The following is a 24,161-nucleotide window of genomic DNA, read 5'->3' as shown; positions in this document are numbered from 1 at the left end:
TCAGGACTTTCCAAGATAGCGATCGAGGATATTCTGGGTAACCCGTTCGACCATCGGGTCTTGTCTTAGCAGGCCCGCGACCCATTCGCAGCTTCCGGCATGGAACACCTCGCCCTTGCCGCGTGGAAAGTTGACGATCATGCCGTTGCCGCGTTTGACCTTTTCGAGATTGGTGTCGCTCGCCGCGCCGAACAAAGTTTCGGCGGTGAAGCGGCCATCCTCGTCGGCGAGAAACTGGTCCTCGATCGGGATGTCGGCGCTTTCCTCGACCTGGCTCGCCATGCCGACGGCCAGTACCTGCAAGCCATCGGGTGCGCCGCTGGTGGCGGTCGGATGGGGCAGGCCGCCGCGTATCTCGAAATCGAGCCCGTCGACCTCGTAGCCATAGACATGGCTGTCGGCGCCGAGCAGGTCGCCGTAATAGATGCCGGTGCCGGCGAAGGCCCAGTGCTCGGGCCGATAGACCGGAAAGCCGCGTACGCCACGTGGCGCGCAGCCACCCCAGCCGGCATAGACACCACGTGTGGCGTTGAGCCCGAAGGTCGCCGAACCCGGTCGGCCGATTTCGGGCGCTTCCCAGGAATTGGTGGCGCGGGTCACGTCGCCGCCGCGATAGACGGGATCTTCGGCCCGGGCGCGGTATTTGTAGCAAACCTGCCGGCGGCCTTCGTCCTCCAGCCGCGTCTGCCACATGAAATTGCCGGCAAAGCGTGCCGCATGGCCGCCGCGCTCGACATAGAAGTCGACCGCATCGCGCATTTCCCAGGTCCAGTATTCGTCGTGGCCGACGAAGACCGCGCAGTCATACCCGTCGAGAATCTCGGGCGAAAAATGCAGATCGTGCTGGCTTGTCAGGTCGACATCGTAACCAGCCCGTTCGGCAAAGCGAAAAAAATGGCTGTCGTAGCTGGCCCAGCCCGACGAAGCGTATTTCTTCGAATGGCCGGTGGCGAGCGCCCATTCCATGTGCGGATAGCGCGGCGCGGTCTTCGGCGGCACCGCGACCTCCAACGGCACGCGCGGCGCATCCCCGGGCAGCACGACGAAGCCGCGGCACCAGGGGCGCTGCGTCGACACGATGGGCGAGTACTGGTTACGGTCGGGGCCGGTGATGCCCTGATAGTGGTTGGAGCCGCCCCAGGTGTTGTAGGCAAGCCAGGTGCCGGTCGCCGCCACCTGCAGAACACGGCCGGGTTTCTTGCCAAGCGGAGGGCTGACAATGAACAGATGGTGGGATCGGATCGGCTTGCCGTCGCGTCCGTTGGCGGTCAGGGTCACGCGGTAGGCGCCGGACGGCCAGTCGTTTTCCACACGGAATTCAAAGGAGGCTTCCCAGCCGCAGCCTTCAGCCGAGCATTGGTCCGGACTGTCCTGCCAGCGAGATGCGATGCCCGATTTCTCGAACGCCCTCGTCTCGGCGCCGCCGTCCCGAACGATCGTCATGCCGAAGGACGGAGCCGTGGAACTGACAAGCAGCGTCACGGTTTCGCCGGCACGATACGAAAACCGATCACTGTAGCACCAGATCTCGCCGCGCTCGCCATCCATGCCCGGCCATTCGTAATAGTGACCGCGCACGGCGTGGCGGCGTTGCTCGGGCGTCAGCCCGAAATCGGGAAATTCGGTCGGCAGGTTGATCATGAAGCCCTGGCCCATCGGAGGCGCCATTTCGGCGATCCGCCGGCCAGGCGTCAAATAGAAACGATCATGCCAGCATTCGTTAGCCGCACCCTTGGCCGCGCTCAGCAAACGGACTATCTCAGAGGGCGGCGGCGGTTCCGCCACGGGGACAGGCATGCTCAGGGTGCAAAAGGTCAAGGTCGACGATATCTATGTGCCCACCGCGCGCAAGAAGACGCTGCATCCCGAAACCGTCCGGCATCTGGCCGAGGATATACTGGAAAACGGCATGAAGATGCCGATCCAGGTCCGCCATGACGGGAAGCGGCACATACTTGTCGAAGGACTGCATCGTCTGGAGGCCGCCAAATGGCTCGGCGAGTCAGAGATCGACGCCTATCTGGTGCAAGCCAAGCGCCACTGACGCGCAGTTTTTAGTCGACCGACAATGCCTAGCTGATCCTCGCCAGACAAAATTTCCACAGACCATGTCGGCCCGCGCCGTGTTCGCTCGTCCTTGGGCAGAACCGGAGGAGACCCGACATGTCCAGATCGACTTTTATCGCCATTCTTGTCTCGCTCGCAGCCTTGGTGGCCGCGTCGGGCCCAGCCAACACAGAGGAGTCAAAGCCTGCCATGACGACCGAAACGACAACACTGCCGAAGCCGCAAAAATCCGGCCTGCTGCCGATCAACGGCGTGAACTACTATTACGCCGTCTATGGGAAGGGTGAGCCGCTGCTTCTGCTGCATGGCGGCCTCGGCTCCTTCGATATGTTCGCGCCGATCCTGCCCAAGCTTGCCGAAAACCGCACCGTCATCGGGGTCGACCTGCAGGGGCACGGCCGCACGGCGCTTGGCGACCGGCCATTCAGCCTGGAGGCGATCGGCGACGATATGGCGGGTATCGTCAAGGCACTCGGTTACGACAAGGTCGACGTCATGGGCTATTCGCTGGGCGGCGGCGTTGCCTTCCGCATGGCGGTCCAGCATCCCGAGGCTGTGCGCCGGCTGGTGCTTGTCTCGACAGGCTATGCGGCCGATGGCTTTTACGACGAGATGCGTCCGCAGCAGGCGCAGGTGAGCGCCGCCGCCGCGGCGTTCATGAAAGACACGCCGATGTACAAATCCTACGTCGCCGTCGCGCCGCATCCGGAAGACTTCCCGAAACTGCTCGACGCGCTCGGCAATTTCATGCGCCAGAACTACGACTTCTCGGCCGATGTTCCCAAGCTCAAGATGCCGGTCATGCTCGCTTACGGCGACAGCGACATGTACAAGCCCGAGCATGAGATCAAGTTCTACCAGATGCTCGGCGGCGGTCTGAAGGATGCCGGCTGGATGCGCGAGAACCTGTCGCAGAACCGTCTGGCGATCCTGCCCAACCGCACCCACTACGACGTCTTCTTCGCCCCGGAACTGACGGCTGCCGCGCTGCCGTTCCTCAACGGTGAGACCAAGGTGAAGAGCTGGGACGAGGTGGTCGGCGAAGCCGAATGACCCTCCACCGTCTCCGCCGGCCGTCTCCAGCGGCGGCCGGCGAGTTTTTCAGGAAGCCTTGGCTCGGCGCGGCTGCCTCAGATGCTTGATGCCGCTCATCTCGACGAAGTTCGTCGCCGACTCCCAGAGATAGTCGCCGTAGAGAAACGGCTCGAACGGTTCGGCGTCGTCCAACGGCAGAGGCGAGATCTCCGCATCGACACGCGGCTCGTAGAAGAACGGTATAGAGAACCGCACCGTTTTCGGCCCAATGACCCGGTGCCGTGTCGCCCGCACGCGGCCGCCGGTCCAGTGTTCCAGCAACTGGCCGAAATTGACCGCCAGCGTGCCGTTGGCTGGAGGCACGTCGATCCATTCGCCGGCGAGGTTCTTCGCTTGCAAGCCCTCGACGCCGTCCTGCGCCAGCAAAGTGACGAAGCCTGAATCGGCATGTTCGCGGCCGATGATGGTGCGCGTCTCGCCCTTGTGGATCACCGAAAACTCCGGCCCGCCGGTATCGACGCCGGCATTGGCGTCACGCAGAGGATAGCGGATCAGGCGCAGCGTCGAGATGCCACCGTCGAAATAGGCATCGAAGATCAGTTCAGGCAGGCCAAGCCCGCGGGCGATCGACCGCATCAGCATGATGCCGACCGTCTCCATCGCGCGATAGTAGTCGGCTGCGGCGGTACGCCAGCCTGGCAGCGTATTTTCGGCCGGCAGTGGTGTCGGCTCGCACAAGGGATCGTCGGAGGCTGACAGTCGCGCCGCGTCGGCAAGGTCCGGCCCCATGTCGATACCTTCCTTGTAGGAAACGGCATGCGGCTGCAGCGGAAACCAGCCGCGGTAGAAATTCTTCTTCGTGTGATCGAAGTTCCAGCGCAGCAGTTTCTGCTTCTCGGCGTCGGGAAGCGAAAAGATGCGCAGCACTTGCGCGCGCTTGTCCGGCGTCAGCCAGTCATCGCCGGGAAAATCCCGAATCGCCATGAAACCGATGCCGGCCGCGGCGGCCATGATCCTGGCGTCGCAGCGGTCGCGGGCGGGCGAGGGCGGTCCGAACAGAGCCGCAATGCCGATTGTTTCGATGTCCGCTGTCATGACGGTCCTGCCACATCACGATAATCGATGAGCTTGTATCAAAGCTTTTCAATTGACCCAATCGGCCTCGCCGCTACCTTGCCGCCTGTTCACTCCACCAATGGATCCAGACGATGGCAAAATATGAGGGCGGATGCCTGTGCAGGGCGGTGCGCTACCGCACCGACGCCGACCCCATCAACGAGCGCATCTGTCATTGCCGGCTCTGCCAGAAGGCGATCGGCGCGGCCTTCAATGCGCGCGTTCTGTTCCGCATCGATGATGTGACGGTCGAGGGTCTGTTGGCCACGGTCAACACCTCGCCGGATCTCAAACGTGGTTTTTGCCCGAACTGCGGAACGACGATGTTTTCGCGGCGCGATTCCGCCGGCATCATCGGCCTTACGACCGGTTCGCTCGACGACCCGTCGCTGTTCAGGCCCCAGATGCATATCTGGACCACCTCGAAACAGCCCTGGGTGATGCTGGACGACGGCCTGCCGCAATATGAAGGCGCTCCGCCGGCCTAGGCTTCCTCCTTCCCGTCGCCAGGAGGATGTGCCCCAGGATGACCAAAAAATAGTCCAAAGAGACACGCGATAGCCGGCAAAGCGTCATTGGCGGGCCATCTTTGTCACCCTATCTAAGCGTCGCGGGCCCGGCATTCGAGGAGACGACGGATGAACGACAGCATCAGCACCCTGGACGAGCTTTTGAGCGATCCGATGGTCCTGCTTGTGATGGAGCGTGACCGTGTGCGCCCGGAACAGGTGCGCATGCTGCTCGAGCGGGCTCGCCGGCCATCCGCAGAGGAGCCTGTCGTGCCGCCCGCGCACGTAATTGCCAGGACCTGCCAGAAACTTTGGCTTTGCCCGTAATCGTCTTGCCAACCTCCACCCATGGGAGCATCGCCGGCCCTTCGGGCCGGTTTGAACCGTGCGCGTCTGACGCGGCGGCGCCAGCTTACAAATCCGTAAATTGATTCTACGCTACATGACGATATGGCTTGCCGGGCACCGATCGCCATCGATGCCTTCGCTAGTCCGATCCCTCCCGCATGGAACCCGACATGGCTGATATCTGCACGCAAGGCGTCGACACGGGCTTTGTCGGCCTTGGATTTGCCAAGGTCGCATTCCTCGGCCTGGTGCAAGGCATCACAGAACTGCTGCCGATTTCCTCGACCGCCCATATGCGCATCGTGCCGGCCGTGCTTGGATGGCAGGATCCGGGCTCCGCTTTCTCCGCCGCCATGCAACTGGCGGCCCTTGCCGCCGTGGTCAGCTATTTCTGGGGCGACGTAAGGGATCTTTTGTTCGGGTCACTCGCCGCCCTCGCGCGCCGCGATTGTGCCGACCGGCATTTCCGTCTGGCGCTGTGGATCGTGCTGGCGACGATCCCCATCGTCATCGCCGGCGTGGCGCTCTCGGGCGTTCTCAACACCTGCAATTCGCCGTTGCGCAGCCTGACCGTGATTGGCTGGGCCTGCATCGCCATGGCGGTCCTGCTGGGGCTGGCTGAAATCTTTGCCCGCCATCGGCGCACCATGGCCGACGCGTCGCGGGCCGATGCATTGCTGGTCGGCATTGCGCAGATCGGTGCCTTGATACCCGGTGTTTCCCGTTCGGGCTCGACCCTGACGGCGGCACTGGGGCTTGGCTTCAAGCGGGCGGAGGCGGCCCGTTTTTCGTTCCTGCTCGGGCTGCCGGCCATCGCGCTCGCCGGCCTTAAGGAATTATGGGAGCTGCACAAGGTGCATCTGGATGCCCATGGATGGTCGGTTCTCGGCCTGGGACTGCTCGTGGCTTCGATATCGGCCTTTTTCGCCATCTGGGGCCTGATGCGCGTGCTGGAACGCTTCTCCGCATGGCCTTTCGTTATCTATCGCGGTGTGCTCGGGGTCGTCCTGCTGGTGGGCGTGGCGATGGGGTGGCTTGTCTAGGCCGGACCCGCACGCTTCCGGTGTTGCACGGCTGCAACCGTCAGGAGAGCATCAACCCATGCCCGAAGATGTAATAGGACGCCTTCATTGACTCCCGGCAATATCCGCCCTTAACGTTCTGTTAACAAAACAGATGGGCGGGGCCGGATGGCATCCTCGATGGGTTGGCGCCGGAAGGCGAAGGGGCTGGGGCTTACGATTGCCCTGATTGCTTTCTGTTCGGCGGCAAATTCCGCCTACACGGCTCCCGTCTCCATGGTTATCGGCGGCTCGACCTCCCAGCCGATCGGCCACTATGATTTTTGCAAGATCCATTCCGCCGAGTGCTCGATCCGTTCACCCGACAGCGAGCCGGCACGCTTGACCGCCAGGCTGTCGCGGGAGATCAGCGCCGTAAACCTTTCGGTCAACGCGCGCGTCAAGCCGATGAGCGACATGGACAATTACGGCAAGGAGGAATGGTGGGCCTATCCGGACAATGGCTTCGGCGATTGCGAGGATTACGCGCTGGAAAAGCGGCGTGAGCTCAACAGCCTGGGCATTGCCATAGCCAATCTCCTGATGACGGTGGTTCGCAAGCCGGACGGCGAAGGCCATGCCGTGCTGACGGTGCGTACCGACAAGGGCGACTTCATCCTCGACAACCTTGTCGACAAGGTTCGTCTCTGGAACCAGACGCCGTATCGCTATCTGAAAAGGCAGGCGAGCGACGACACCGGGCACTGGGTCTCCATTCTTGCCGGCGAAGAGAAGCTGGTCAGCGCCGTCAAATAGCCGCCGCGGGCCGTCCGGGCCGTAGTCCACGCTCCCCCTCAAGCAAATCCTTCATCGTGCCGGCAAGCGGTGCTATCCCGACAGTTCGTTGGAACCGACAATCCGGAACGCGCATGGATTTTTTGACACTCCTGCATTCGGCACCGTTGTTGCTGGCCTTGCTCAAGGCCGCGTTGCCGCACGCGGTCGCCACGACGGTGGCATTCGGCCAGTGGTTCGCTTCGGTGCCGCCGTGCCGTGACGTCGCCTTCGAGGCGGCGAGCTTTCTCGTCTGCGAGGTCGATCCAAAGCTGTATTCGATCGAACTGTTCTGGAAAGACCCGGCGGGCAAGCCTTTTCAATCGTTGCACAATCTCGACGACGCCCAGCGCACGGCCGGACGTACCATGCTGTTTGCCCTCAATGCCGGCATGTATCATCCCGACCTCAGGCCGGTCGGCCTCTATGTCGAACGCGGCCAGGAAATGGCCGGTGTGAAGACGGGATCGGGCAGCGGCAACTTTTCGCTGCAGCCGAATGGCATCTTCTACGTCGGCGGCGGCAAGGCCGTGGTCCGGGCGACCAGGGACTTCGTCAGGCAGCGGCCAGCGACCGACTATGCGACCCAATCAGGGCCAATGCTGGTGATCGACGGCCAGCTTCACCCGAAATTCCGGTCCGACGGCACGTCGCGCAAAAGCCGCGACGGCGTCGGGGTGCGAAAGGATGGGATTGCCGTCTTTGCCATTTCGAACGGCACGGTGACGTTCCATGCCTTCGCCCGCCTGTTTCGTGACGCGCTCGGCTGCGACAACGCGCTCTTTCTCGACGGCACGATATCGAGCCTGCTCGCTCCGGCCATTGGCCGCAACGACGACTACTGGAACCTGGGGCCGATGATCGGCGTCTTCAGGAGGCGCTGATGCTTGGCGCCCTCGATCGCAATACGCGCTAAGCCCGTGTATCGCGCTTGCCTCGCAGCCTGATGACAATTATGGCGACGATGATCGCCGCCACCATGGCCGCTATCACCGCCAAGCCGAACAGGCTGGTCGCGTCGAGTTCGGGCAGATTGTCAGCCCCTTTCGCCACCAGCCATCCAGGCGACAGCACGACCGGCGCCCAGACGATCGCCGACAGGATGTTGGCGATCTGGAAGCGGCGTCTGTTCATCCCCATCATGCCCGCGACCAGCGGCACGGTGGCACGCACCGGACCGAAGAAGCGGCCGACGAAAACCGCGGCGAAACCGTAGCGCTGGAAGAACAGGCGCGCCCTGGCGATCTCGCGGCGATAGCGGTTGAGCGGCCATTTGTGGACGACGCCGCGCCCGAGCCATTTGCCGAGAAAATAGGAGATGGTGTCGCCGAGCGTCGCACCGATCATCGCGGCGAGAAGAACGGGCAGGGGCTGGACGACACCGGCGCCCACTAGGCCGCCGACGATGATCAGTACCGTGGTGCCGGGTAACAGGATGCCGACCAGCACCAGCGATTCGCCGAAGGCCAGCAATCCGACCACGAGGCCCGCCCAGGCCTGATGGTTCTCGATGAAACAAACGCTCTGGTCGATGAATAACTGCACGCAAGCTCCCTTTTGAAAGTGTTCCTCAGCTGCCGCTGTCGAGCAGGCCCCTGAGTTCGTCGAGCTTGTCGTTGACGAGCCAGTCGCGTGCCTTGTCAGGAATCTTGGGAACGCCGGCGCAAACGCCGCATACCGTTCTCAACAGCCACATCATGGCGCTGTCAAGGCTTGGCCGGACCGCTACCGGCGGCTGTCTGAAAGGGGCCACAGCTATGGTAAAAAACTTGATTCAATCTTTATTGGTAATTTCTCGTTCATAACTCGTCTGGTTGTCCGTCGGCCGTTGCCTTCGGTCTGTTGTGTTTTGAGTACAGGTCCAGATGCGGTTACCAGGCGTCATCAGTTTCGTGATCGCATCGCTGTGCCTTGCCGGCTGTTCGTCGACATCGGGCATGGATGCGCTCGACATGCAGAAGCCATCCAGTGAAACCACCAGTTCGGTTGTCCGGCCAAGCGCGCCGATCGCATCCGTTCCGCAGGCCAAGGCAAACGCGGCGCGCAATCGGGTCGAGGTTGCGCCCGAGGACGACACCGCTCGGCCCTTTGGCCTGGCGGAGGAGGAGACGGTGGCGTTTCCTGCAGCCGAACTGCCCGACAGCGTCGAGCCGCCGATCGAGGAGGCTGCCCTGGTGTCGCCGCCGAAGCTGTTGTCGCGGGCGGCACCGCCCATGCTTGCAGGCCCGGTCACGCGCTACGGCTTCCGCGATGCCAAGCCGATCAATTTCGGTCGCTCGTCGCCCCGTCACCTTGCCGTGCACGGTGTCGACGTATCGCGCTGGCAAGGCAACGTGAACTGGGAGAAGCTGCGCGCCCAGGGCGCCAACTTCGCCTACATCAAGGCGACCGACGGCGGCGACCATCTCGACCCGATGTTCGCCAGGAACTGGCGCGGCGCCGAGGCCGCCGGCCTCAAGCGCGGCGCCTATCACTTCTTCTACTGGTGCCGCACCGCCGGCGAGCAGGCCGACTGGTTCATCCGCAACGTGCCGAAGGTGGAGGGCGCGCTGCCGCCGGTGATCGACGTCGAGTGGAACGGCGACTCCAGCTGCCAGCGGCGCCCGTCGCGCGAAAAGGTGCTGGAGAAGATGCAGGTGTTCATGGACAAGCTGGAGCGTCACTACGGCCAGCGGCCGATCATCTACACAGCGCCCGACTTCTATCGCGACAACCTTCAGGGCGCCTTCCCGGACTACCCGTTCTGGCTGCGCGCCGTGGCCCGGCATCCGTCAAAGGTCTATCCTGATCGCAAGTGGCTGTTCTGGCAGTATTCCGGCTCCGGCCTGTCGCATGGCGTGACCGGCCGCATCGACCTCAACGTCTTCCATGGCGATGAGCGGCAATGGCGCGCCTGGGCCGGCGGCGGCGGCCGGCAGATGATGGCTGACTCGAACTAGGACCGTCCGTCGCCCAGGCGCTCATTCCCGGCCTATCGGAACTGGTTGCTCCCGCTGTGCTTTTCCTCGCTCAGCCGCAGCTTCGTCCTCAGGCTCATGATCTCGGCGATCGCGGCATCGATCACGGCGAGAAGCGTCAGCGTGTCGTGCTGGGTTGGGTCGGCCCTGACATAGGCGAGCTGGTTCACGATATCGGGTTCGTCGTCGGCTTTGTCACTCATGCGCATCGTCCCGGCTGTTGTCTTCTTGGATTTTATCCGATCAGGTCGATCGTCAAGTAGCCCTTTTATCACGTCATCGTGCGGATGGCCTTGCCGGCGTTCATTTCCCAATCTTGCGAATAGACAAGACATTTTCGTCGCCGTGCTGTCTATATGCGGGCTGCTGCACTCTTGGTCGTCGGGGGGACGAGTTGGAGCTCAAATTTCTATTGGTTGGCTTTGCCTGCACGGTCGCCGGCATGCTGTCGATCGTCACTTTCCTGAAATGGCGAGAGGTCAAGGCGGCCAGCCGCTGGTTGCCGACGGCTGGAAAGATCGTCTCGTCGCGCGTCGAGGCGCGCGAGGTGGCGAGCTCCGGCACTGGCTCGGAAAGCAGCACTTCGACCGAAATCCGCAATTTCCCGGCCATCACCTATGAGTACAAGGTGGGCGGCAAGACATTTCAAAGTTCGCACTACAGCGTGCAGGAGAACCTCGGAAATTTCGAAGTCGCCGAAACCCTTGCGCGGTTTCCGCGCGGCGCGGCGGTAACCGTGTTCTATGACCCGTCCAGTCCGGGCAAGGCCGTGATCGAGCGCACCATGCCGGACGGTGCCTTCAAGTTCATGATCCAGCTTTCGGCGGGGCTGGTGGTCGGTGCGCTGGTGCTGGTGTTTTCCGTCGGTGGCGTGCTGGAGGCAATCGGACCGCATTTGCCCAAGCCGCAGAACCTTGGTGCCGCGGCATTCCTGCTGTTCATGGGCCTTTTTGTGCTGCGCATGGGCTTTGCCCAGAAATCGATGGCGGAGCAGGCGACAAAATGGCCGACCACCGCCGGCCGTATCGATGCGTCCGGCCTGCAGGCGATCAAGATCCGCGACCGGTTCGAAGGCGTGGGTTACCGGCCATGGCGCACTGTCTTCAAATCCCGCATCATCTACAGCTATGGTGTCGCCGGACAGCGCTACAGCGCCGATCGCGTCGCTTTCGGCGCCAGCGTGACGGCCTCGCTGCCCGGCCTCGTCGGCGGTCAGGCGCGGCGGTATGTCGAGGGCGGCAAGGTCGACGTGCACTATGACCCCGCCAATCCCGCCTCGGCTGTGCTCGAATGCCGGGTGCGCGGGCTCTGGCTGCTTTGGGTCTGTTCGGCGGGCTTTCTCGGCGGCGCGGCCTTGCTGGTCGGGCTGGTCTGAGTGTCGCCGCCTTCAGCAGCGGACGAGAGGTCCGCTGTCGAATCCTCGCCAGGTCAACCGCACCGTCGCGCCATCTCTTCTGATATGGATGATGCGCGAAAATGGTTCGTCGAGCGATGGGTCCTCGCCATAACACTGGCTGGCGCGAACGATCCAACCGGTGGCGGTTTTGCGGAAGCTCGCGTGCTCGCAGCCGAGGTCGGGAAACGACAGGGCCGACTGATCCACGGTGAACACAGTCTGGCGCTGGACGTCGGCGGTCGCATGGCAGTTCAACCTGTCCCTGGACCATGTCCCGACATAGGGCGCGGCCGCTGCGGCCGGCACAATCGTAGTTGCGGAGATCGCTATGATCATTGCCAAACGCTGCATCTTTTGTCCCCTTGGGCCGCTGTGGCTGATCATACAGATTGCGGGTATGTGTGGGGCAAGTTTCCGACCGAGGTGCGATAAACGCAGCGGCTCCGGATTTCGCTTATGGTTTTGCACGGATGATGCGAGACTGTGCAGCCCGGCACGCAGCCGGCCCTGCTTCACAATGCTTTCCCCGAGATTTCGATGATCATTCGCAAACTGGCCTTTGTTGTCCTGGGTTCGCTCGGGCTCATGCATCCGGCGAGCGCCAGGGAATGCCTCCTGAGTCATGCCACCTATCGGGAGCCACGTTCGGGCGCGGTCATGCAATTCCGGCCGCTCGACAACGAACCGGCGGCACTGACGACGCAGGTGTTCTCGCTGACCGTGCCCCACACCGACATAAGCATGCCGGCCGACATCACCTGGACCAACGGCAAAAATGCATTTCCACTCGGCACCATCCGCCACGCCTGCACCGACGATGACCGTGAAGCGGGCCTTCAGGACGGCAGCGGACTGTGCAGGATATGGGACGGGCAGGTCTATGCCCTGACCGGCGGCGGCGCCGAGCAGTTGAATTCGCGCGAAGCGACCCCGGCGCCGAAAGGGCTGCTGCTGCCGGAGTTCGGTGCGACGTTCGCCGAATGGCCCGACTTCGCCAACGCCAATCCGGGTGGCTCGGCATGGGATGCCTTTGCTCTGACAGGATGCAGCGATGAATAGCGCGAGATGGGGCAGGTTGGCACTTTGGCGTCGACGTTACAGCGGTGACAATACAACATGGACGAAAGACGGACGCGGAGTTCGACTTGGCTGGGAAATGTCAGTCACACGTAAGGCATATGCTCCGGGATCAGATCACTTCCAAGTTGGAAGAAAATTTTTTCGATCTCGCATGAAACTAACTTTGGAATCTTCTTTCGCGAAAATCGCACAATTTTGGGCGTCGTATCGACCGCTTCGTCAAAAATGAGATCGACAATCGGAGGGCTGACCTCATACTCATCTGAAAGCAGGAATAGCAAGCCATTCTGATATCCGCGGCAGTAGCAAGCGTCCCACAGATTATTTTCTGACTTATATTTTTCTATCTTGGTTTCATAGCCGTGAACAAGAGCGTGTACATGGCCTGAGTGATAATATTCGCCGCTCGCTCGTCGGTCCTTTATTCGCATCTATGCGTCTTGAAGGCCGTCTTGGTAGGACAGTGCAAGTATGAGAAGTCTGTTCTTCGTTTCCAGGAATTTATCTGCGGTATAAGAATGATATGAATTTACCTCACCTGGGAGACCTTCGCAGTTGTCGAACGCCTCCTCGCTGATAATTTTTTCGACGCCAAGCTGGGAATTGTAGTGAGAGCGAAACTGCTCCAAAAAGAAGGTGCCATCGGTTTCAATGGGTATCAAATTCAATCCAGTAGATCGTAGGTAGTCATGATCTATGTGTGGTGAAACATAATAAGACGACCGGGAAAAAGGACCCATTATTTTCGCCATCGATTGTACGAGTTTTAAATAATTTGGATCTTTCAAAGAGTATCCTGTGTAGATTATTGTCTTTTGGGTGATAATATTCCTTAGATAGGCGCCGATAGCTCCATTGCGCAGTCTTTTTAGCGATTGGGCATAATCCTCCGATGTTGCGACAATTGATCCATAATTAGTAATTGAACCATGTATTTTTATGACGCGCCGCTTGGAACTATCAATAAACGCTAAGTCTTGGTCATATACAAACGGTTCTAGGCCAGATTCAGCTTCGAAAAAATCATCCCAATTTGTGGTGATGACATCGGTAATCATAAAAAGCGGGCGGAGAGCGCGATGAAAAGCAGTCATCGGCATATAAAATCCGCGAAATGACGTAAAATAATTCAGCCGATCCCGGATATGTCTAACAAGCTTAATTCTTCCGTCTGCCTGGCAGCAATAAAGTGACATAAGAGAGGGGAAATCCAAATCGCCACTTGCGCCTATTTCGTGGCGTATCTGATCGTAGAAGGTATCTCTGCAATGATCTCGGTTCTCTGTACTTATTCCCGCGCCCGCAAAAATGGCGACTTTTCCCTTCGACATTCGAGCTAGAAGCTCGCGAGGGAACGCAAATTCATTCTCGTCTTTGCAAAAAGAGCACTCACAGTTGCTCATTACAACCTACCATCAGCAAACCCGCACCGTACGCGCGGGTTTGCGTCCATCATCACATGAATAAACTCAGCTGCACCCGCTCGTGGCGCCGCACGTATCGCACTTCTCGCAGGTCCCGTTCCGCACCATGGTAAAATTCTGGCACTCGGAGCAGGAATTGCCGGTGTAGCCTTGCAGCAGCGACTTGGCGCGGCGGTCGGCGGCGAGTTTCTTCGCTTCGGCCGCTTCATGGGCCGCCGTGTCGGTGAACAGGGCCGCGGTGCGATCGGTCGAGGCATCGGAGGCTGCTTCCTCGAAGGCGATGTCTTCCGCCAATTCCTTGGCCCGTTCCTCATAGTCGCGCTTATAGGCAATCGCCTCGTCGCTCGCGGGCTTCAACGCCAGCACGTTGGAGCCGGAGAAGGCTGTCGGCGCCGAACGGGCAGGGATGCCGGAGGAGCCGGCAAAACCCTTCGGCTCGTTGCCGCTTGCCCTCGACACCAGCTTTACCGGCGAGCCGCGGGTCAGGCCCTTGGAGACGGCGTCGGTCTTGCCTTCGCTGATGCCGCGGCCAAGTGCGGTGTTGGAGAAGTCCGACTGGTCGACATGGGCGAGATCGTTGCGGCCGAGATAGGAGATGGCGAGCTCCCTGAACACGTAGTCGAGGATCGACGTCGCGCTCTTGATGGCATCGTTGCCGATGACCATGCCGGCCGGCTCGAACTTGGTGAAGGTGAAGGCGTGCACATATTCGTCGAGCGGCACGCCATATTGCAGGCCAAGCGAGATCGCGATGGCGAAGTTGTTGAGAAGGCCACGCAGCGTGGCACCCTCCTTGTTCATGTCGATGAAGATCTCGCCGAGACGGCCATCGTCATATTCGCCGGTGCGCAGGAAGATGGTGTTGCCACCGATCTTGGCCTTCTGCGTGTAACCCTTGCGGCGGCCGGGCAGCTTCTCCTGCTCGCGCGACACGCGTTCGATGATGCGTTCGACGATGCGCTCGGTGATCTGCGCCGCGCGCGCCGCAGCCGGTGCCTGGATCAGCTGCTCGATCGCATCGTCCTCATCCTCCTCGCCATCGGCGAGCAGCGAGGCGTTGAGCGGCTGCGACAGCTTCGAGCCGTCGCGATAGAGCGCGTTCGCCTTCAGCGCCAGCTTCCACGACAGCATGTAGGCGTTCTTGGCGTCCTCCAGCGTCGCGTCGTTCGGCATGTTGATGGTCTTGGAGATGGCACCGGAGATGAAGGGCTGTGCCGCAGCCATCATCTGGATGTGGCTGTTGATCGAAAGCGAGCGCTTGCCGATCTTGCCACACGGGCTGGCGCAGTCGAACACGGGGAGGTGTTCGGCCTTGAGGAAGGGCGCGCCTTCCAGCGTCATCGCACCGCAGACATGGATGTTGGCGGCCTCGATGTCCTTCCGGGAGAAACCCAGCGCCGGCAGCATTTCGAACGAGAAGTCGTTGAGCTGCTCGTCGGTGAAGCCAAAAGTCTCCTTCACCCAGTCGGCGCCGAGCGTCCACTGGTTGAAGACGAACTTGATGTCGAAGGCCGACTTCAGCGCGGCGTTGAGCGCCGCGATCTTGTCGTCGGTGAAGCCCTTGGCCTTGAGCGAACCGGGGTTGACGGCCGGCGCCTGGTTGAGATTGCCGTGGCCGACCGCATAGGCCTCGATCTCGGCGATCTGGCTCTCGGAATAGCCGAGCGTGCGCAGCGCTTCCGGCACGGCGCGGTTGATGATCTTGAAATAACCGCCGCCGGCGAGCTTCTTGAACTTCACCAGGGCGAAGTCGGGCTCGATGCCAGTGGTGTCGCAATCCATGACCAGGCCGATCGTGCCGGTAGGCGCGATCACGGTTGCCTGCGCGTTGCGGTAGCCATGCTCCTCGCCGAGCTCGATAGCGCGGTCCCAGGCGGCCTTGGCATGGGTGGCCAAATCCTGCTGCTTCAGGTCCGACGCCACGAGAGGCACCGGGTTGACGGCGAGTTTTTCGTAACCGTCCTTGTCGCCATAGGCGGCGCGCCGATGATTGCGCATGACGCGCAGCATGTTCTGGGCGTTGCGATCATAGTCGGGGAAGGCGCCGAGCTCGGAAGCCATTTCCGCCGAGGTCGAGTAGGCGACGCCGGTCATGATAGCGGTGAGCGCGGCGCAGATGGCGCGGCCCTCGTCGGAATCGTAGGGAATGCCCGAGGTCATCAGCAGGCCGCCGATATTGGCGTAGCCGAGGCCCAGCGTGCGGTAGTCGTAGGAGAGCTTGGCGATCTCCTTCGACGGGAACTGCGCCATCATCACCGAGATCTCGAGAACCATGGTCCACAGCCGCACGGTGTGCTCGTAGGCAGCGATATCGATCGTGCCGTCGGCATTGCGGTAGGGGAGCAGGTTGATCGAGGCGAGATTGCAGGCCGTGTCGTCGAGGAACATGTATTCCGAGCACGGGTTGGAGGCCCGGATCGCACCGGCCGAAGCGCAGGTGTGCCAGTCGTTCATCGTCGTGTTGAAATGCAGGCCGGGATCCGCCGAAGCCCAGGCGGCGTAGCCGATCTTTTCCCAGAGGTCCCGCGCCTTCAGCGTCTTCAAGACCTTGCCATCCTTGCGGGCGGTCAGGTGCCAGTCGGCGTCGGTCTCGACGGCGCGCAGGAAGTTGTCCTTCAGCGACACCGAATTGTTGGAGTTCTGGCCCGAAACGGTGAGGTAGGCGTCAGAATCCCAGTCGGTGTCGTAGGTCTTGAACGACATCGACTTGTAGCCCTGCTTGGCGAACTGGATGACGCGGTAGATGTAGTTTTCCGGCACCGCCGATTTCTTGGCCGCCTTGATTTCGCGCTTCAGCGCCGTGTTGACGGCCGGATCGAAGCAGTCGTCGTCATGGCCTTCGCAATTGACGCAAGCCTTCATGATCGCTTCGAGATGCTTCTTGACGATCTTGGAACCGGTTACCAGCGAGGCGACCTTCTGCTCTTCATTGACCTTCCAGTCGATGAATTCTTCGATGTCGGGGTGGTCGGCGTCGACGATGACCATTTTCGCGGCGCGGCGCGTCGTGCCGCCCGACTTGATGGCGCCCGCCGCACGGTCGCCGATCTTGAGGAAGCTCATCAGGCCGGACGAGCGGCCGCCGCCGGACAGCTTTTCGCCTTCGCCGCGCAGCAGCGAGAAGTTCGAGCCGGTGCCGGAGCCATATTTGAACAGGCGCGCCTCGCGCACCCACAAATCCATGATGCCGCCCTCGTTGACGAGGTCGTCCTGCACGCCCTGAATGAAGCAGGCATGCGGCTGCGGATGCTCATAGGAGGATTTCGACTTCGTCAGCTTGCCCGTGAAGGGGTCGACATAGAAGTGGCCCTGGCTCGGGCCGTCGATGCCATAGGCCCAGTGCAGGCCGGTGTTGAACCATTGCGGCGAGTTCGGTGCGACGCGCTGCGTGGCCAGCATATAGGCAAGCTCGTCGCGGAAGGCGCGCGCGTCTTCCTCCGAAGCCTTGAAGTAGCCGCCCTTCCAGCCCCAATAGGTCCAGGTGCCGGCCAGCCGGTCGAAGACCTGGCGGGCGTCGATCTCGGAGCCGTAGCGCTCGGCTTCCGGCAGCTTGGCGAGCTCGGCCTCATCGGCGACGGAGCGCCACAGGAAGGAGGGGACGTCGTTCTCCTCGACCTTCTTCAGGCGCGCGGGAACGCCGGCCTTGCGGAAATATTTTTGGGCCAGGATGTCGGCGGCGACCTGGGAAAACTGCGCCGGCACGTCGATGTTGTCCAAGCGGAACACCACCGAGCCATCCGGATTCTTGATCTCGGAAAGCGCCTTGCGGAATTCGATCTCCGCATAAGCGGCCCCTTCTTGGCCTGCATGTCCTGGCTTGGTGAAACGACGCTCGATGCGCATTGGTCCGGTCCCTTTTGTCTATATATAGCGCTTTCATCGGGGGATTTCTGCCCCCAAAAGACGAAACGCGCAGTCCGCCGTTTGCCGGCATCGCGAACAATGCCGGCATCTCCTCTTCGCAGGCGCGGCCACGCACACGACAAAACGCCTTGCCGGGCATTTGCCGAGGCTGCCAACCGACCCCGCGGGTCCCTCAAAACTGAATTTTTCGATTCCCTCACCCGAGGGAAGTTCACACTATCTAGCGTCGAACCTAGCTGCAAACACTAAATATAGTATTAACAGACAATTTATTCCAGTCCGACAATTCTCCCTTTCGTCGCCCCCCCACCCACGATCCCAACGCTTCCGCCGGCCTCGTAAACAGGCGGAAATGCGGGCAAAACGCACATAATCCGGGAAAAAGACCGGGCTCAGAACTTTCCGGTCGCGCTCTCAACAGGAGCGCATGGCCTATAAAAGGCGACTCGTTTCGAGCCGTCAAGGATTCGTTTGCGTAGCTTTTGTGACCCCAACATCTTGTGTGTCACACATGTGGATAACGGGGATAGAATTGACCGCTGTGGCTGCCATTTTCCGGCGGCAGGCACACGCGGTCACCCAGTCCGCGATACGCGGGCTGGTAAGACTGTCCCGCAGGCTGCAAAAGCCAGGCAAGCCGGTGCGCAGGGCGTCAGCCGTAGTGCAGCTTCGGCTTGGGTTCGGTACCGGTGAACTGTACGCCGATCCGGTCGTTGCGGCGCCAGCGGACCTCGCAGCGATAGGCGACGCCGTCGAGCGGCACATAGAGAAGGAAATGGTCGGGAACCCGGGCTTCGAGCGGCATTTTCAGTTCGGCGCCGTCCGCATGCTGGTTGCGGACCGTGCAACCGACTTCTGAATTCTGGATTCCGGTAATGATCGTTCCACCTTTGAGCACGCGCGGCCGATGCTCGCGCTTTGGCTCGCCGGGATTTTGCTGAAGTGGGTCTGCGGGATCCGTCATCGATCAAACCAGGAGTGACCGATTCTTAGCGAAGAAAAATTAGCAAACTATTGCGGCACAGAGTTGTGAGTCCGCCATGATACACGCAAAAGGCGTCGATCAGGAGAACCTGCGCGGGTCGGCACAGAAATAGGCGATGATCTGACAGAGGTCGGGCTCATTGACCATGCGCACGGCTTCGCTGGAACTGAACCATTTGCGGGTGCGGGAGTGCTTTTCCTTCCAGCGGTCCGCGATCTTGTCGACGTGCAGCGGAAACACCAGCACCTCGCAAGGCACTTCTTCGCCCGAAGCCAGCACCTTGGCATAGAAATAACGGCCGGCTTCGAGATGGGAGATGTTGCCGCGCAGACCGGCTTCCTCGGCGGCCTCGCGCGCGGCCGCTTCGCAGAGCGGCTCCCTGGCTTCCGGCCAGCCTTTCGGCAACACCCACCGGCCAGTGTCGCGGCTGGTGATCAGCATGACCTCGACGCCGTTCCCAACATCGCGCCACGGCAGGGCAGCAACCTGCAGACGGCACGGCGCCGTGCCGAAGAGTCGCCGGACCCTTTCAGCGAGGTGGTTGTGCGTCGTTGGCCGTGTCAACATCGGAGAAGCTAGCCCCAGCCTCCAGAATCGTTTGCCGTCTCATCAATTTTACGGCTAATTGTGACCAATAAAAGTAAAAACTTCGGTCACGCTGGCTGATTCCGGTCAACAAGGGTCGATTTCACAGGATATCTTGTCGGCGGGTCACTCCCCGCAAGCAAATATTGTCGTCGGCGCTGGCCTGATTGGCAAAAAGCGGCTTGCCTCGAATCAGCCGGCGTGATCGTCGGCGATCGGCTTCTGATAGGTGAAGCCCATGTCCCAGGGAAAATAGATCCAGGTGTCCTGGCTGACCTCGGTGACGAAAGTATCGACCAGCGGCCGGCCCTTGGGCTTGGCGTAGACGGTCGCGAAATGGGCCTTGGGCATCATTGCCCGCACGATGCCGGCGGTTTTGCCGGTGTCGGTCAGGTCGTCGATGATCAGCACGCCGGCGCCATCGTCGGCCAGCAAGGCCGGCGTGATCTCCTTCAGCACCTGCAATTGTCCCTGGCTGGTGTAGTCGTGATAGGAGGCGACACAGACCGTCTCGATGACGCGGATGCCGAGTTCGCGCGAGATGATAGCCGCCGGGACCAGGCCACCGCGCGTGATGCAGACGATAGCCTTCCATTGACCCTTGCTTGCGCCGGCAAGCCGCCAGGCAAGCGCGCGGGCGTCGCGATGGAACTGGTCCCAGGAGACCGGGAAAGCTTTTTCGGGAAGGGACATGTCTCGCGCACTCCGCGGCACGCGACAGCCGCGTGCAAGAAAACAGGGGAATGCGCGCGGAATTAACTGGAAACCCCACGGCTTGGCAAGGGTGGCTGGTAGTGATCGCTGTGGACTTACCGCGACAGGAAGGCTGCTACCTGTGCCGTGCGCAGCACCGTGCGCGTCACCCCGCCGAACAGAAGCTGGCGCAGCCAGGAGTGGCTGTAGGCACCAAGCACCAGCAGATCGGCGCCGGTCTCGGCGATCCTGTTCTGGATCATGTCGTCGACCGAGGTGCCGCCCGATTTCTGCACCGAGACGCTGACGGTGGCGCCGTGGCGCGACAGCGCGGAGGCGATTTCGGCGCCCGCGGCCTCCGGGCTTTCGTCGAGCGTATCGGGCGGATCGATGACCAGTATGTCGGTTTTGTCGGCCTCGATGATGAAGGGCAGGGCATCGAACGCGGCGCGGGCGGCCTCCTTGCTGCCGTTCCAGGCAAGCAGAACGCGTTTGAACGTGGTGACGAGAGGGCCGGCATGCGGCACCACCAGCACCGGCCGGCCGGCATCGTAGACCAGCGTATCGACGTCTGCGCTAGGATCGCCGTCGGTCTCGCGTTGGGCGGCGATGATGAGATCGGCGGCGCGCACGCTTGAAATGCCGGTCAGCGCGCTGTCGCCGGAGAAGCTCTCCAGGCTGCGCCATTCGAAGGAGAGGCCGGAATCCTCGATGCGCCTCAAGAAGAAAGCCTCGAGTTTTTCGGCCCGCTCCCGGTTCATGTCGGCGGAAACCTGCAGGAACTCCGTATCGGGAAAACCCGTCGCCGAAGTGTAGGGCACCGGGAGCGCCTCGGCATGGATGCCGATGAGATGGCTTTCGAAGCGGCTGGCAAGCGGAATGGCGCAGTCGAGCACCCGCTCGGCGTCCTGCTCGTTCTGCAGAATGGCAACGATGGTCTTGAAGCGCATGATGATCCCTCGATCTTGCGAGTGACGGTCGCGGCAGGGAAACGTTGCGGCGTCGGCCTTGGTTCCGGTTTGCGCCGGATCAGCTCGCCTTGCCGGCGAAGCCGGCCACCATGGCCTCGACATCGGCGCGCGCGGCTTCAAGCGCATCCGCGCCGCGGGCGCGAACCACCAGTTCGGTCCAGAATTTGCCATCGCCATATTTAGGGTAGGAGCCGATGATCGTATCCGGATGCGCTTTCTGGATCTCACCCAACGGCCCGCCGACAAGACCCTCGCCGAACGGACAGTGCACCGTGGCCGACAGCATTTTCGTGCCGGTCTTCAGCGTCGGGACGACATTGTCGAGCATGGCCTGGAAGATCGACGGCACGCCGGCCATGACATGGACGTTGCCAATGCGGAATCCGGGGGCCACGGACACCGGGTTGTCGATATGATCGGCGCCGCGCGGCATTCGCGCCATGCGCTTGCGAGCCTCCGTGTATTCGATGCCGCGTGCGGCATAGCTCGCCTCCAGCAGGGCATAGGCCTTGGCATCGTATTCACAGGGCACGCCGAATGCCTTGGCGATCGAATCGGCCGTGATGTCGTCATGCGTCGGGCCGATCCCGCCGGTGGTGAACACATAGGTATAGCGTGTGCGCACGGCATTCACCGCCGCGACGATCTCGTCTTCCTCGTCGGGAACAATGCGCACCTCTTTCAGGTCGATGCCGATTGCCGTCATGATATCGGCAAGGTGGCCGATGTTCTTGTCCTTGGTGCGGCCGGACAGAATCTCATCGCCGATGACAAGCATGGCGGCAGTGACGATTTCAGGCATGGAAGACTCCGGCAGACGGGCCGTCTGAATAGCGCGGCCGACGGGCGGCGGCAATGCCCGCCTGAACAAGTCGTCGCCTTCATCGAGCGCATCGCGGCGCGCGCTTTTGTCGCCCCGGCATCACCGCCACTTCACGAGAATTTCAGGGAACCATTCGGCTGACTATTGGGTTTTCACCCTGTCGCACCCAAGACGACCAAAGTAGATACGGAGTAACTAATATGTATGTAAAACTTCTAGCCGCATCCGCTCTGACGATTGGTCTCGCCACATCGGCCATGGCTCAGTCGTCAGAACCGACATATACCAACCACAGCTGGTGGCTGTTCGGCAACAATGACGAGACAACTGTCGATCCACGCACCACGGGAAGCATCAACGCCTACGGCTCGGGGCTGAGCACCCAAGGCCAGACTGGAGGTATCGGCCCATGTGCTCACAACACGCCTGGCCCCGATGCCAATTCCGGGCAGAACGTCAACGATCAGTACTGCGGCAAGTAATTCGACCCACAGGGCGCCGGTTGACCGCGGATGGTTTCACACCATCCGCGGTCATCGTCTGTCGTGATCAATCCGAGATTTCGGTCTGAGGTCGGTCGCGGCCGTCGGCCAGTTCCTCGTGCCACTTGCCTTCGGCGTCCTCGTACTGAATGCCATCGGTGGAGCCCGCCACCTGTTGTTCGGCCGAAGCGATCTCGGCGGCGCGCAACGCATCCTGATGGGTGGGAAATGTCTCCGAGAAGGTTGAGCCGACCTTGTAGGCCCAGCCACCGTCATGCTCGACGATCTTGTAAGTCAGCTTCGCCATCAAAACCTCCAGTTAAAGGTCCGCCTGCTCAATGCAACCGGTCATCGGGCAGCTTATCGTCGGGCACCAGCACTTCCGATTCCCTGGCGGCCTCGATCAGTGCCCGGCGCGCTTCCGCTGTCGAACGATAACCTTCCAGCACTTTGAGGCAAGTGTCGAGAGCATCACGATGACGGGGGCCGCGATTGAGCGGCCACACAGTCATCAGGCACTCCGCCGCCTCTTGGGTCGAGCGGATATGGCGATATTTGCCGACGTGGCCAAGCTCGACCACGACAGGCGTTTCAAAAGGTTTGTTGTCCATCATGGCCGCAACGCAAAGCAGCCAATTTGGTTGCAAAAATGGCCTTCAGTCTGCGCCCAAAAGTCACGTCGCGTCCGTGACGCGCACTGGATGCATTGGCGTCTCAGTAACCGCAGTTGTTGCGCAGCCAGCGTGCATTCGCCCAGCCGGTGCCGCCGCCGATTTCGACCTGGTACCAGTTGCCGCGCCGGTCGAAGATCTCGGTATGGTCGCCGTTGAACAATTGCCCGATCATCCGCGATGACGAGTTCGGCCGTGTGCGCACGGCCAGAAAGCCGCTGCCGGTCGCCACATTGTAGCGGCCGGAGAGGCCGTGCACCGTACCCTCGCAATATTGCGCGACGGTCGGCGTCGAAGCGCCGAGCCAAGACCCGACCGCGGCCGTAAGTGCTGCAGCCGACAAGAATGCCCTGAACGACATGATTATCTCCCAAGCCGGCCGCGCCCGCCGCAGCCTGACCAGCGTAACAGGTTGCCGCCAGAATTGAAGCGGGCCGTCGGCGAACGGTCCGGGATCACAAGCAGGAGTGCGCCGGGATCGGGAGATGAGCGATCAGCCGGCGGCCTTCATCCAGTGTTCCATCGTCGTTACCGAGCGGGCGAGCTGCGGTGCCGGATGGATTTTTTCACTGAAGGTGGCGGCCGCACGCCATCCCCAGCGCGGATCGGCGAGGAAGGCGCGTGCCAGCGCCACCATGTCGGCGCGGCCTTCGGCTATAACAGCTTCCGCCTGTTTCGGGTCGTCGATCAGGCCGACCGCACGGGTTGGAATGCCGGCGCCCTTGCGTACGGCTTCGGCCAGATGCACCTGATAGCCCGGCCCGGTGGGCAATTTCTGCAATGGCGAATTGCCGCCGCTCGAGCAGCAGAGATAGGCGATGCCTTCGGCCTTCAGCACTTTCGCCACCTCGATCGCGTCCTCGACGTCAAAGCCGCCATCGACCCAGTCCTTCACCGACAACCGCGCGCCGAGCATCAGCTTTGGCGCTGCCTTCTTCACCGCCCTGGCGATCTCGACGACAAAACGCATCCGGTTTTCCAGCGAGCCGCCCCAGCGATCCGTGCGCTGGTTGGACAGCGGCGACAGGAACTGGAAGATCAGGTAGCCATGCGCCGCGTGCAGTTCGATGAAGTCGAAGCCGGCACGTTCGGCCCGCATGGCGGCTTCCGCGAACCGCTCGATGAGCTGCAGAATTTCCTCGTCCTCCAGGGCGTGCGGCACGTTCCAGCCGGTGTCGTAGGCGATGGCCGAGGCCGAGACGGTCTGCCAGGGATCCTCGTTTGGCTGCAATGGGCCGCCACCTTCCCAAGGCTTGCGGTTCGAGGCCTTGCGGCCGGCGTGCGCCAGCTGCGTGCCGAACTTCGTGCCGGGTGCGGCCA

General features: G+C 61.6%; 29 protein-coding genes. 11 read left to right on the top strand and 18 right to left on the bottom strand.

Annotated features, from left to right (window positions below; all coding sequences use genetic code 11):
- Nucleotides 1-1,641 carry a N,N-dimethylformamidase beta subunit family domain-containing protein gene (locus tag O7A61_RS15525; protein ID WP_337130546.1) on the bottom strand — a complete coding sequence of 547 codons (1,641 nt, stop codon included), beginning with the start codon at nt 1,639-1,641 and terminating at the stop codon, nt 1-3.
- 154 nt (nt 1,642-1,795) lie between these two features.
- On the opposite strand from O7A61_RS15525, the gene O7A61_RS15520 reads away from it, so the two are divergent.
- Both O7A61_RS15520 and O7A61_RS15515 read left to right on the top strand, forming a co-directional pair.
- Nucleotides 1,796-2,044, top strand: coding sequence for a ParB N-terminal domain-containing protein (locus O7A61_RS15520; RefSeq protein ID WP_140769256.1), 249 nt, complete (start codon nt 1,796-1,798; stop codon nt 2,042-2,044).
- A 119-nt stretch (nt 2,045-2,163) separates the two neighbouring features.
- Nucleotides 2,164-3,120 carry an alpha/beta fold hydrolase gene (locus O7A61_RS15515; RefSeq protein ID WP_337130536.1) on the top strand — a complete coding sequence of 319 codons (957 nt, stop codon included), beginning with the start codon at nt 2,164-2,166 and terminating at the stop codon, nt 3,118-3,120.
- Nucleotides 3,121-3,168: 48 nt separating this feature from the next.
- Here O7A61_RS15515 and O7A61_RS15510 read toward each other — a convergent pair whose 3' ends face one another.
- The gene (locus tag O7A61_RS15510) at nt 3,169-4,197 is read right to left on the bottom strand and encodes an isopenicillin N synthase family dioxygenase (protein WP_337130535.1); all 1,029 of its coding nucleotides are present in this window, start codon (nt 4,195-4,197) and stop codon (nt 3,169-3,171) included.
- Between the two features lie 113 nt (nt 4,198-4,310).
- Between O7A61_RS15510 and O7A61_RS15505 the strand changes: the two genes are divergently transcribed.
- The 5 genes from O7A61_RS15505 to O7A61_RS15485 all read left to right on the top strand — a co-directional run bounded on the left by O7A61_RS15505 (nt 4,311) and on the right by O7A61_RS15485 (nt 7,794).
- Complete coding sequence (locus O7A61_RS15505) at nt 4,311-4,706, top strand: GFA family protein (RefSeq protein ID WP_337130534.1); 396 nt, start codon at nt 4,311-4,313, stop codon at nt 4,704-4,706.
- Between the two features lie 150 nt (nt 4,707-4,856).
- Entirely contained in the window at nt 4,857-5,054 is a 198-nt protein-coding gene (locus O7A61_RS15500) for a hypothetical protein (RefSeq protein ID WP_140506309.1), read from the top strand.
- Nucleotides 5,055-5,245: 191 nt separating this feature from the next.
- Nucleotides 5,246-6,118 carry an undecaprenyl-diphosphate phosphatase gene (locus O7A61_RS15495; protein WP_337130533.1) on the top strand — a complete coding sequence of 291 codons (873 nt, stop codon included), beginning with the start codon at nt 5,246-5,248 and terminating at the stop codon, nt 6,116-6,118.
- 147 nt (nt 6,119-6,265) lie between these two features.
- On the top strand, nt 6,266-6,892 hold the full coding sequence (locus O7A61_RS15490; protein ID WP_337130532.1) for a transglutaminase-like cysteine peptidase: 627 nt from the start codon (nt 6,266-6,268) through the stop codon (nt 6,890-6,892).
- 113 nt (nt 6,893-7,005) lie between these two features.
- A complete protein-coding gene (locus O7A61_RS15485; RefSeq protein ID WP_337130531.1) occupies nt 7,006-7,794 on the top strand; it encodes a phosphodiester glycosidase family protein in 789 nt (262 codons plus the stop codon).
- A gap of 28 nt (nt 7,795-7,822) precedes the next feature.
- On the opposite strand, the gene O7A61_RS15480 is transcribed toward O7A61_RS15485, so the two are convergent.
- Both O7A61_RS15480 and O7A61_RS15475 read right to left on the bottom strand, forming a co-directional pair.
- Entirely contained in the window at nt 7,823-8,455 is a 633-nt protein-coding gene (locus O7A61_RS15480) for a DedA family protein (RefSeq protein WP_337130530.1), read from the bottom strand.
- 25 nt (nt 8,456-8,480) lie between these two features.
- Nucleotides 8,481-8,609 carry a hypothetical protein gene (locus O7A61_RS15475; RefSeq protein ID WP_337130529.1) on the bottom strand — a complete coding sequence of 43 codons (129 nt, stop codon included), beginning with the start codon at nt 8,607-8,609 and terminating at the stop codon, nt 8,481-8,483.
- A gap of 166 nt (nt 8,610-8,775) precedes the next feature.
- Here O7A61_RS15475 and O7A61_RS15470 point away from each other — a divergent pair, with 166 nt between their 5' ends.
- Nucleotides 8,776-9,849 carry a GH25 family lysozyme gene (locus O7A61_RS15470; protein WP_337130528.1) on the top strand — a complete coding sequence of 358 codons (1,074 nt, stop codon included), beginning with the start codon at nt 8,776-8,778 and terminating at the stop codon, nt 9,847-9,849.
- A gap of 32 nt (nt 9,850-9,881) precedes the next feature.
- Here the strand turns inward: O7A61_RS15470 and O7A61_RS15465 are convergent, their stop codons facing one another.
- Entirely contained in the window at nt 9,882-10,070 is a 189-nt protein-coding gene (locus tag O7A61_RS15465; RefSeq protein ID WP_337130527.1) for a hypothetical protein, read from the bottom strand.
- A 191-nt stretch (nt 10,071-10,261) separates the two neighbouring features.
- On the opposite strand from O7A61_RS15465, the gene O7A61_RS15460 reads away from it, so the two are divergent.
- Complete coding sequence (locus tag O7A61_RS15460; protein WP_337130526.1) at nt 10,262-11,242, top strand: DUF3592 domain-containing protein; 981 nt, start codon at nt 10,262-10,264, stop codon at nt 11,240-11,242.
- 12 nt (nt 11,243-11,254) lie between these two features.
- Here the strand turns inward: O7A61_RS15460 and O7A61_RS15455 are convergent, their stop codons facing one another.
- A complete protein-coding gene (locus O7A61_RS15455; RefSeq protein WP_337130525.1) occupies nt 11,255-11,614 on the bottom strand; it encodes a hypothetical protein in 360 nt (119 codons plus the stop codon).
- A 186-nt stretch (nt 11,615-11,800) separates the two neighbouring features.
- Here O7A61_RS15455 and O7A61_RS15450 point away from each other — a divergent pair, with 186 nt between their 5' ends.
- Nucleotides 11,801-12,322 (top strand): hypothetical protein, encoded by a 522-nt coding sequence (locus O7A61_RS15450; RefSeq protein WP_337130524.1) that lies wholly within the window; start codon nt 11,801-11,803, stop codon nt 12,320-12,322.
- Between the two features lie 104 nt (nt 12,323-12,426).
- On the opposite strand, the gene O7A61_RS15445 is transcribed toward O7A61_RS15450, so the two are convergent.
- From O7A61_RS15445 to O7A61_RS15410, 8 genes are all read right to left on the bottom strand, one after another.
- Entirely contained in the window at nt 12,427-12,774 is a 348-nt protein-coding gene (locus tag O7A61_RS15445; RefSeq protein WP_337130523.1) for a hypothetical protein, read from the bottom strand.
- Complete coding sequence (locus tag O7A61_RS15440) at nt 12,775-13,674, bottom strand: SIR2 family protein (RefSeq protein WP_337130522.1); 900 nt, start codon at nt 13,672-13,674, stop codon at nt 12,775-12,777.
- A 138-nt stretch (nt 13,675-13,812) separates the two neighbouring features.
- Nucleotides 13,813-17,610, bottom strand: a complete 3,798-nt coding sequence (locus tag O7A61_RS15435) for a vitamin B12-dependent ribonucleotide reductase (protein ID WP_337130521.1) — start codon at nt 17,608-17,610, stop codon at nt 13,813-13,815.
- A gap of 673 nt (nt 17,611-18,283) precedes the next feature.
- Entirely contained in the window at nt 18,284-18,595 is a 312-nt protein-coding gene (locus O7A61_RS15430; protein WP_337130520.1) for a PilZ domain-containing protein, read from the bottom strand.
- A 99-nt stretch (nt 18,596-18,694) separates the two neighbouring features.
- Nucleotides 18,695-19,183 carry an NUDIX hydrolase gene (locus O7A61_RS15425; RefSeq protein ID WP_337130519.1) on the bottom strand — a complete coding sequence of 163 codons (489 nt, stop codon included), beginning with the start codon at nt 19,181-19,183 and terminating at the stop codon, nt 18,695-18,697.
- Between the two features lie 210 nt (nt 19,184-19,393).
- Nucleotides 19,394-19,894, bottom strand: a complete 501-nt coding sequence (gpt, locus tag O7A61_RS15420) for a xanthine phosphoribosyltransferase (RefSeq protein ID WP_027145490.1) — start codon at nt 19,892-19,894, stop codon at nt 19,394-19,396.
- A gap of 116 nt (nt 19,895-20,010) precedes the next feature.
- Nucleotides 20,011-20,844: a universal stress protein gene (locus O7A61_RS15415; RefSeq protein ID WP_337130518.1), complete on the bottom strand. Its 834-nt coding sequence runs from the start codon at nt 20,842-20,844 to the stop codon at nt 20,011-20,013.
- Between the two features lie 79 nt (nt 20,845-20,923).
- The gene (locus tag O7A61_RS15410) at nt 20,924-21,667 is read right to left on the bottom strand and encodes a competence/damage-inducible protein A (RefSeq protein WP_337107014.1); all 744 of its coding nucleotides are present in this window, start codon (nt 21,665-21,667) and stop codon (nt 20,924-20,926) included.
- A 221-nt stretch (nt 21,668-21,888) separates the two neighbouring features.
- Here O7A61_RS15410 and O7A61_RS15405 point away from each other — a divergent pair, with 221 nt between their 5' ends.
- Nucleotides 21,889-22,170 carry a hypothetical protein gene (locus tag O7A61_RS15405; RefSeq protein WP_084636821.1) on the top strand — a complete coding sequence of 94 codons (282 nt, stop codon included), beginning with the start codon at nt 21,889-21,891 and terminating at the stop codon, nt 22,168-22,170.
- Nucleotides 22,171-22,237: 67 nt separating this feature from the next.
- Here O7A61_RS15405 and O7A61_RS15400 read toward each other — a convergent pair whose 3' ends face one another.
- The 4 genes from O7A61_RS15400 to O7A61_RS15385 all read right to left on the bottom strand — a co-directional run.
- Nucleotides 22,238-22,477 carry a DUF2188 domain-containing protein gene (locus tag O7A61_RS15400; RefSeq protein WP_027145493.1) on the bottom strand — a complete coding sequence of 80 codons (240 nt, stop codon included), beginning with the start codon at nt 22,475-22,477 and terminating at the stop codon, nt 22,238-22,240.
- A gap of 28 nt (nt 22,478-22,505) precedes the next feature.
- Nucleotides 22,506-22,784 (bottom strand): DUF982 domain-containing protein, encoded by a 279-nt coding sequence (locus O7A61_RS15395; protein WP_032935880.1) that lies wholly within the window; start codon nt 22,782-22,784, stop codon nt 22,506-22,508.
- 100 nt (nt 22,785-22,884) lie between these two features.
- On the bottom strand, nt 22,885-23,202 hold the full coding sequence (locus O7A61_RS15390) for an SH3 domain-containing protein (RefSeq protein ID WP_337130517.1): 318 nt from the start codon (nt 23,200-23,202) through the stop codon (nt 22,885-22,887).
- Nucleotides 23,203-23,334: 132 nt separating this feature from the next.
- Nucleotides 23,335-24,161: oxidoreductase (locus tag O7A61_RS15385; protein ID WP_337130516.1), on the bottom strand; the 827-nt coding region annotated here is incomplete at its 5' end.

Source organism: Mesorhizobium sp. Cs1321R2N1 (genome assembly GCF_037179725.1).
GTDB classification, from domain to species: domain Bacteria; phylum Pseudomonadota; class Alphaproteobacteria; order Rhizobiales; family Rhizobiaceae; genus Mesorhizobium; species Mesorhizobium salmacidum.
Note: the sequence above shows the minus strand (reverse complement) of the source record. Positions and strands in the feature narration are given on the sequence as shown.

What these genes read in the sequence shown, in the direction of transcription:
- O7A61_RS15525 (WP_337130546.1), bottom strand. Translation starts at nt 1,641, where the DNA reads ATGATCAACCTGCCGACCGAATTTCCCGATTTCGGGCTGACGCCCGAG.
- O7A61_RS15520 (WP_140769256.1), top strand. Translation starts at nt 1,796, where the DNA reads ATGCTCAGGGTGCAAAAGGTCAAGGTCGACGATATCTATGTGCCCACC.
- O7A61_RS15515 (WP_337130536.1), top strand. Translation starts at nt 2,164, where the DNA reads ATGTCCAGATCGACTTTTATCGCCATTCTTGTCTCGCTCGCAGCCTTG.
- O7A61_RS15510 (WP_337130535.1), bottom strand. Translation starts at nt 4,197, where the DNA reads ATGACAGCGGACATCGAAACAATCGGCATTGCGGCTCTGTTCGGACCG.
- O7A61_RS15505 (WP_337130534.1), top strand. Translation starts at nt 4,311, where the DNA reads ATGGCAAAATATGAGGGCGGATGCCTGTGCAGGGCGGTGCGCTACCGC.
- O7A61_RS15500 (WP_140506309.1), top strand. Translation starts at nt 4,857, where the DNA reads ATGAACGACAGCATCAGCACCCTGGACGAGCTTTTGAGCGATCCGATG.
- O7A61_RS15495 (WP_337130533.1), top strand. Translation starts at nt 5,246, where the DNA reads ATGGCTGATATCTGCACGCAAGGCGTCGACACGGGCTTTGTCGGCCTT.
- O7A61_RS15490 (WP_337130532.1), top strand. Translation starts at nt 6,266, where the DNA reads ATGGCATCCTCGATGGGTTGGCGCCGGAAGGCGAAGGGGCTGGGGCTT.
- O7A61_RS15485 (WP_337130531.1), top strand. Translation starts at nt 7,006, where the DNA reads ATGGATTTTTTGACACTCCTGCATTCGGCACCGTTGTTGCTGGCCTTG.
- O7A61_RS15475 (WP_337130529.1), bottom strand. Translation starts at nt 8,609, where the DNA reads ATGATGTGGCTGTTGAGAACGGTATGCGGCGTTTGCGCCGGCGTTCCC.
- O7A61_RS15470 (WP_337130528.1), top strand. Translation starts at nt 8,776, where the DNA reads ATGCGGTTACCAGGCGTCATCAGTTTCGTGATCGCATCGCTGTGCCTT.
- O7A61_RS15465 (WP_337130527.1), bottom strand. Translation starts at nt 10,070, where the DNA reads ATGAGTGACAAAGCCGACGACGAACCCGATATCGTGAACCAGCTCGCC.
- O7A61_RS15455 (WP_337130525.1), bottom strand. Translation starts at nt 11,614, where the DNA reads ATGCAGCGTTTGGCAATGATCATAGCGATCTCCGCAACTACGATTGTG.
- O7A61_RS15450 (WP_337130524.1), top strand. Translation starts at nt 11,801, where the DNA reads ATGATCATTCGCAAACTGGCCTTTGTTGTCCTGGGTTCGCTCGGGCTC.
- O7A61_RS15445 (WP_337130523.1), bottom strand. Translation starts at nt 12,774, where the DNA reads ATGCGAATAAAGGACCGACGAGCGAGCGGCGAATATTATCACTCAGGC.
- O7A61_RS15440 (WP_337130522.1), bottom strand. Translation starts at nt 13,674, where the DNA reads ATGTCGAAGGGAAAAGTCGCCATTTTTGCGGGCGCGGGAATAAGTACA.
- O7A61_RS15435 (WP_337130521.1), bottom strand. Translation starts at nt 17,610, where the DNA reads ATGCGCATCGAGCGTCGTTTCACCAAGCCAGGACATGCAGGCCAAGAA.
- O7A61_RS15430 (WP_337130520.1), bottom strand. Translation starts at nt 18,595, where the DNA reads ATGACGGATCCCGCAGACCCACTTCAGCAAAATCCCGGCGAGCCAAAG.
- O7A61_RS15425 (WP_337130519.1), bottom strand. Translation starts at nt 19,183, where the DNA reads ATGTTGACACGGCCAACGACGCACAACCACCTCGCTGAAAGGGTCCGG.
- gpt (WP_027145490.1), bottom strand. Translation starts at nt 19,894, where the DNA reads ATGTCCCTTCCCGAAAAAGCTTTCCCGGTCTCCTGGGACCAGTTCCAT.
- O7A61_RS15415 (WP_337130518.1), bottom strand. Translation starts at nt 20,844, where the DNA reads ATGCGCTTCAAGACCATCGTTGCCATTCTGCAGAACGAGCAGGACGCC.
- O7A61_RS15410 (WP_337107014.1), bottom strand. Translation starts at nt 21,667, where the DNA reads ATGCCTGAAATCGTCACTGCCGCCATGCTTGTCATCGGCGATGAGATT.
- O7A61_RS15405 (WP_084636821.1), top strand. Translation starts at nt 21,889, where the DNA reads ATGTATGTAAAACTTCTAGCCGCATCCGCTCTGACGATTGGTCTCGCC.
- O7A61_RS15400 (WP_027145493.1), bottom strand. Translation starts at nt 22,477, where the DNA reads ATGGCGAAGCTGACTTACAAGATCGTCGAGCATGACGGTGGCTGGGCC.
- O7A61_RS15395 (WP_032935880.1), bottom strand. Translation starts at nt 22,784, where the DNA reads ATGATGGACAACAAACCTTTTGAAACGCCTGTCGTGGTCGAGCTTGGC.
- O7A61_RS15390 (WP_337130517.1), bottom strand. Translation starts at nt 23,202, where the DNA reads ATGTCGTTCAGGGCATTCTTGTCGGCTGCAGCACTTACGGCCGCGGTC.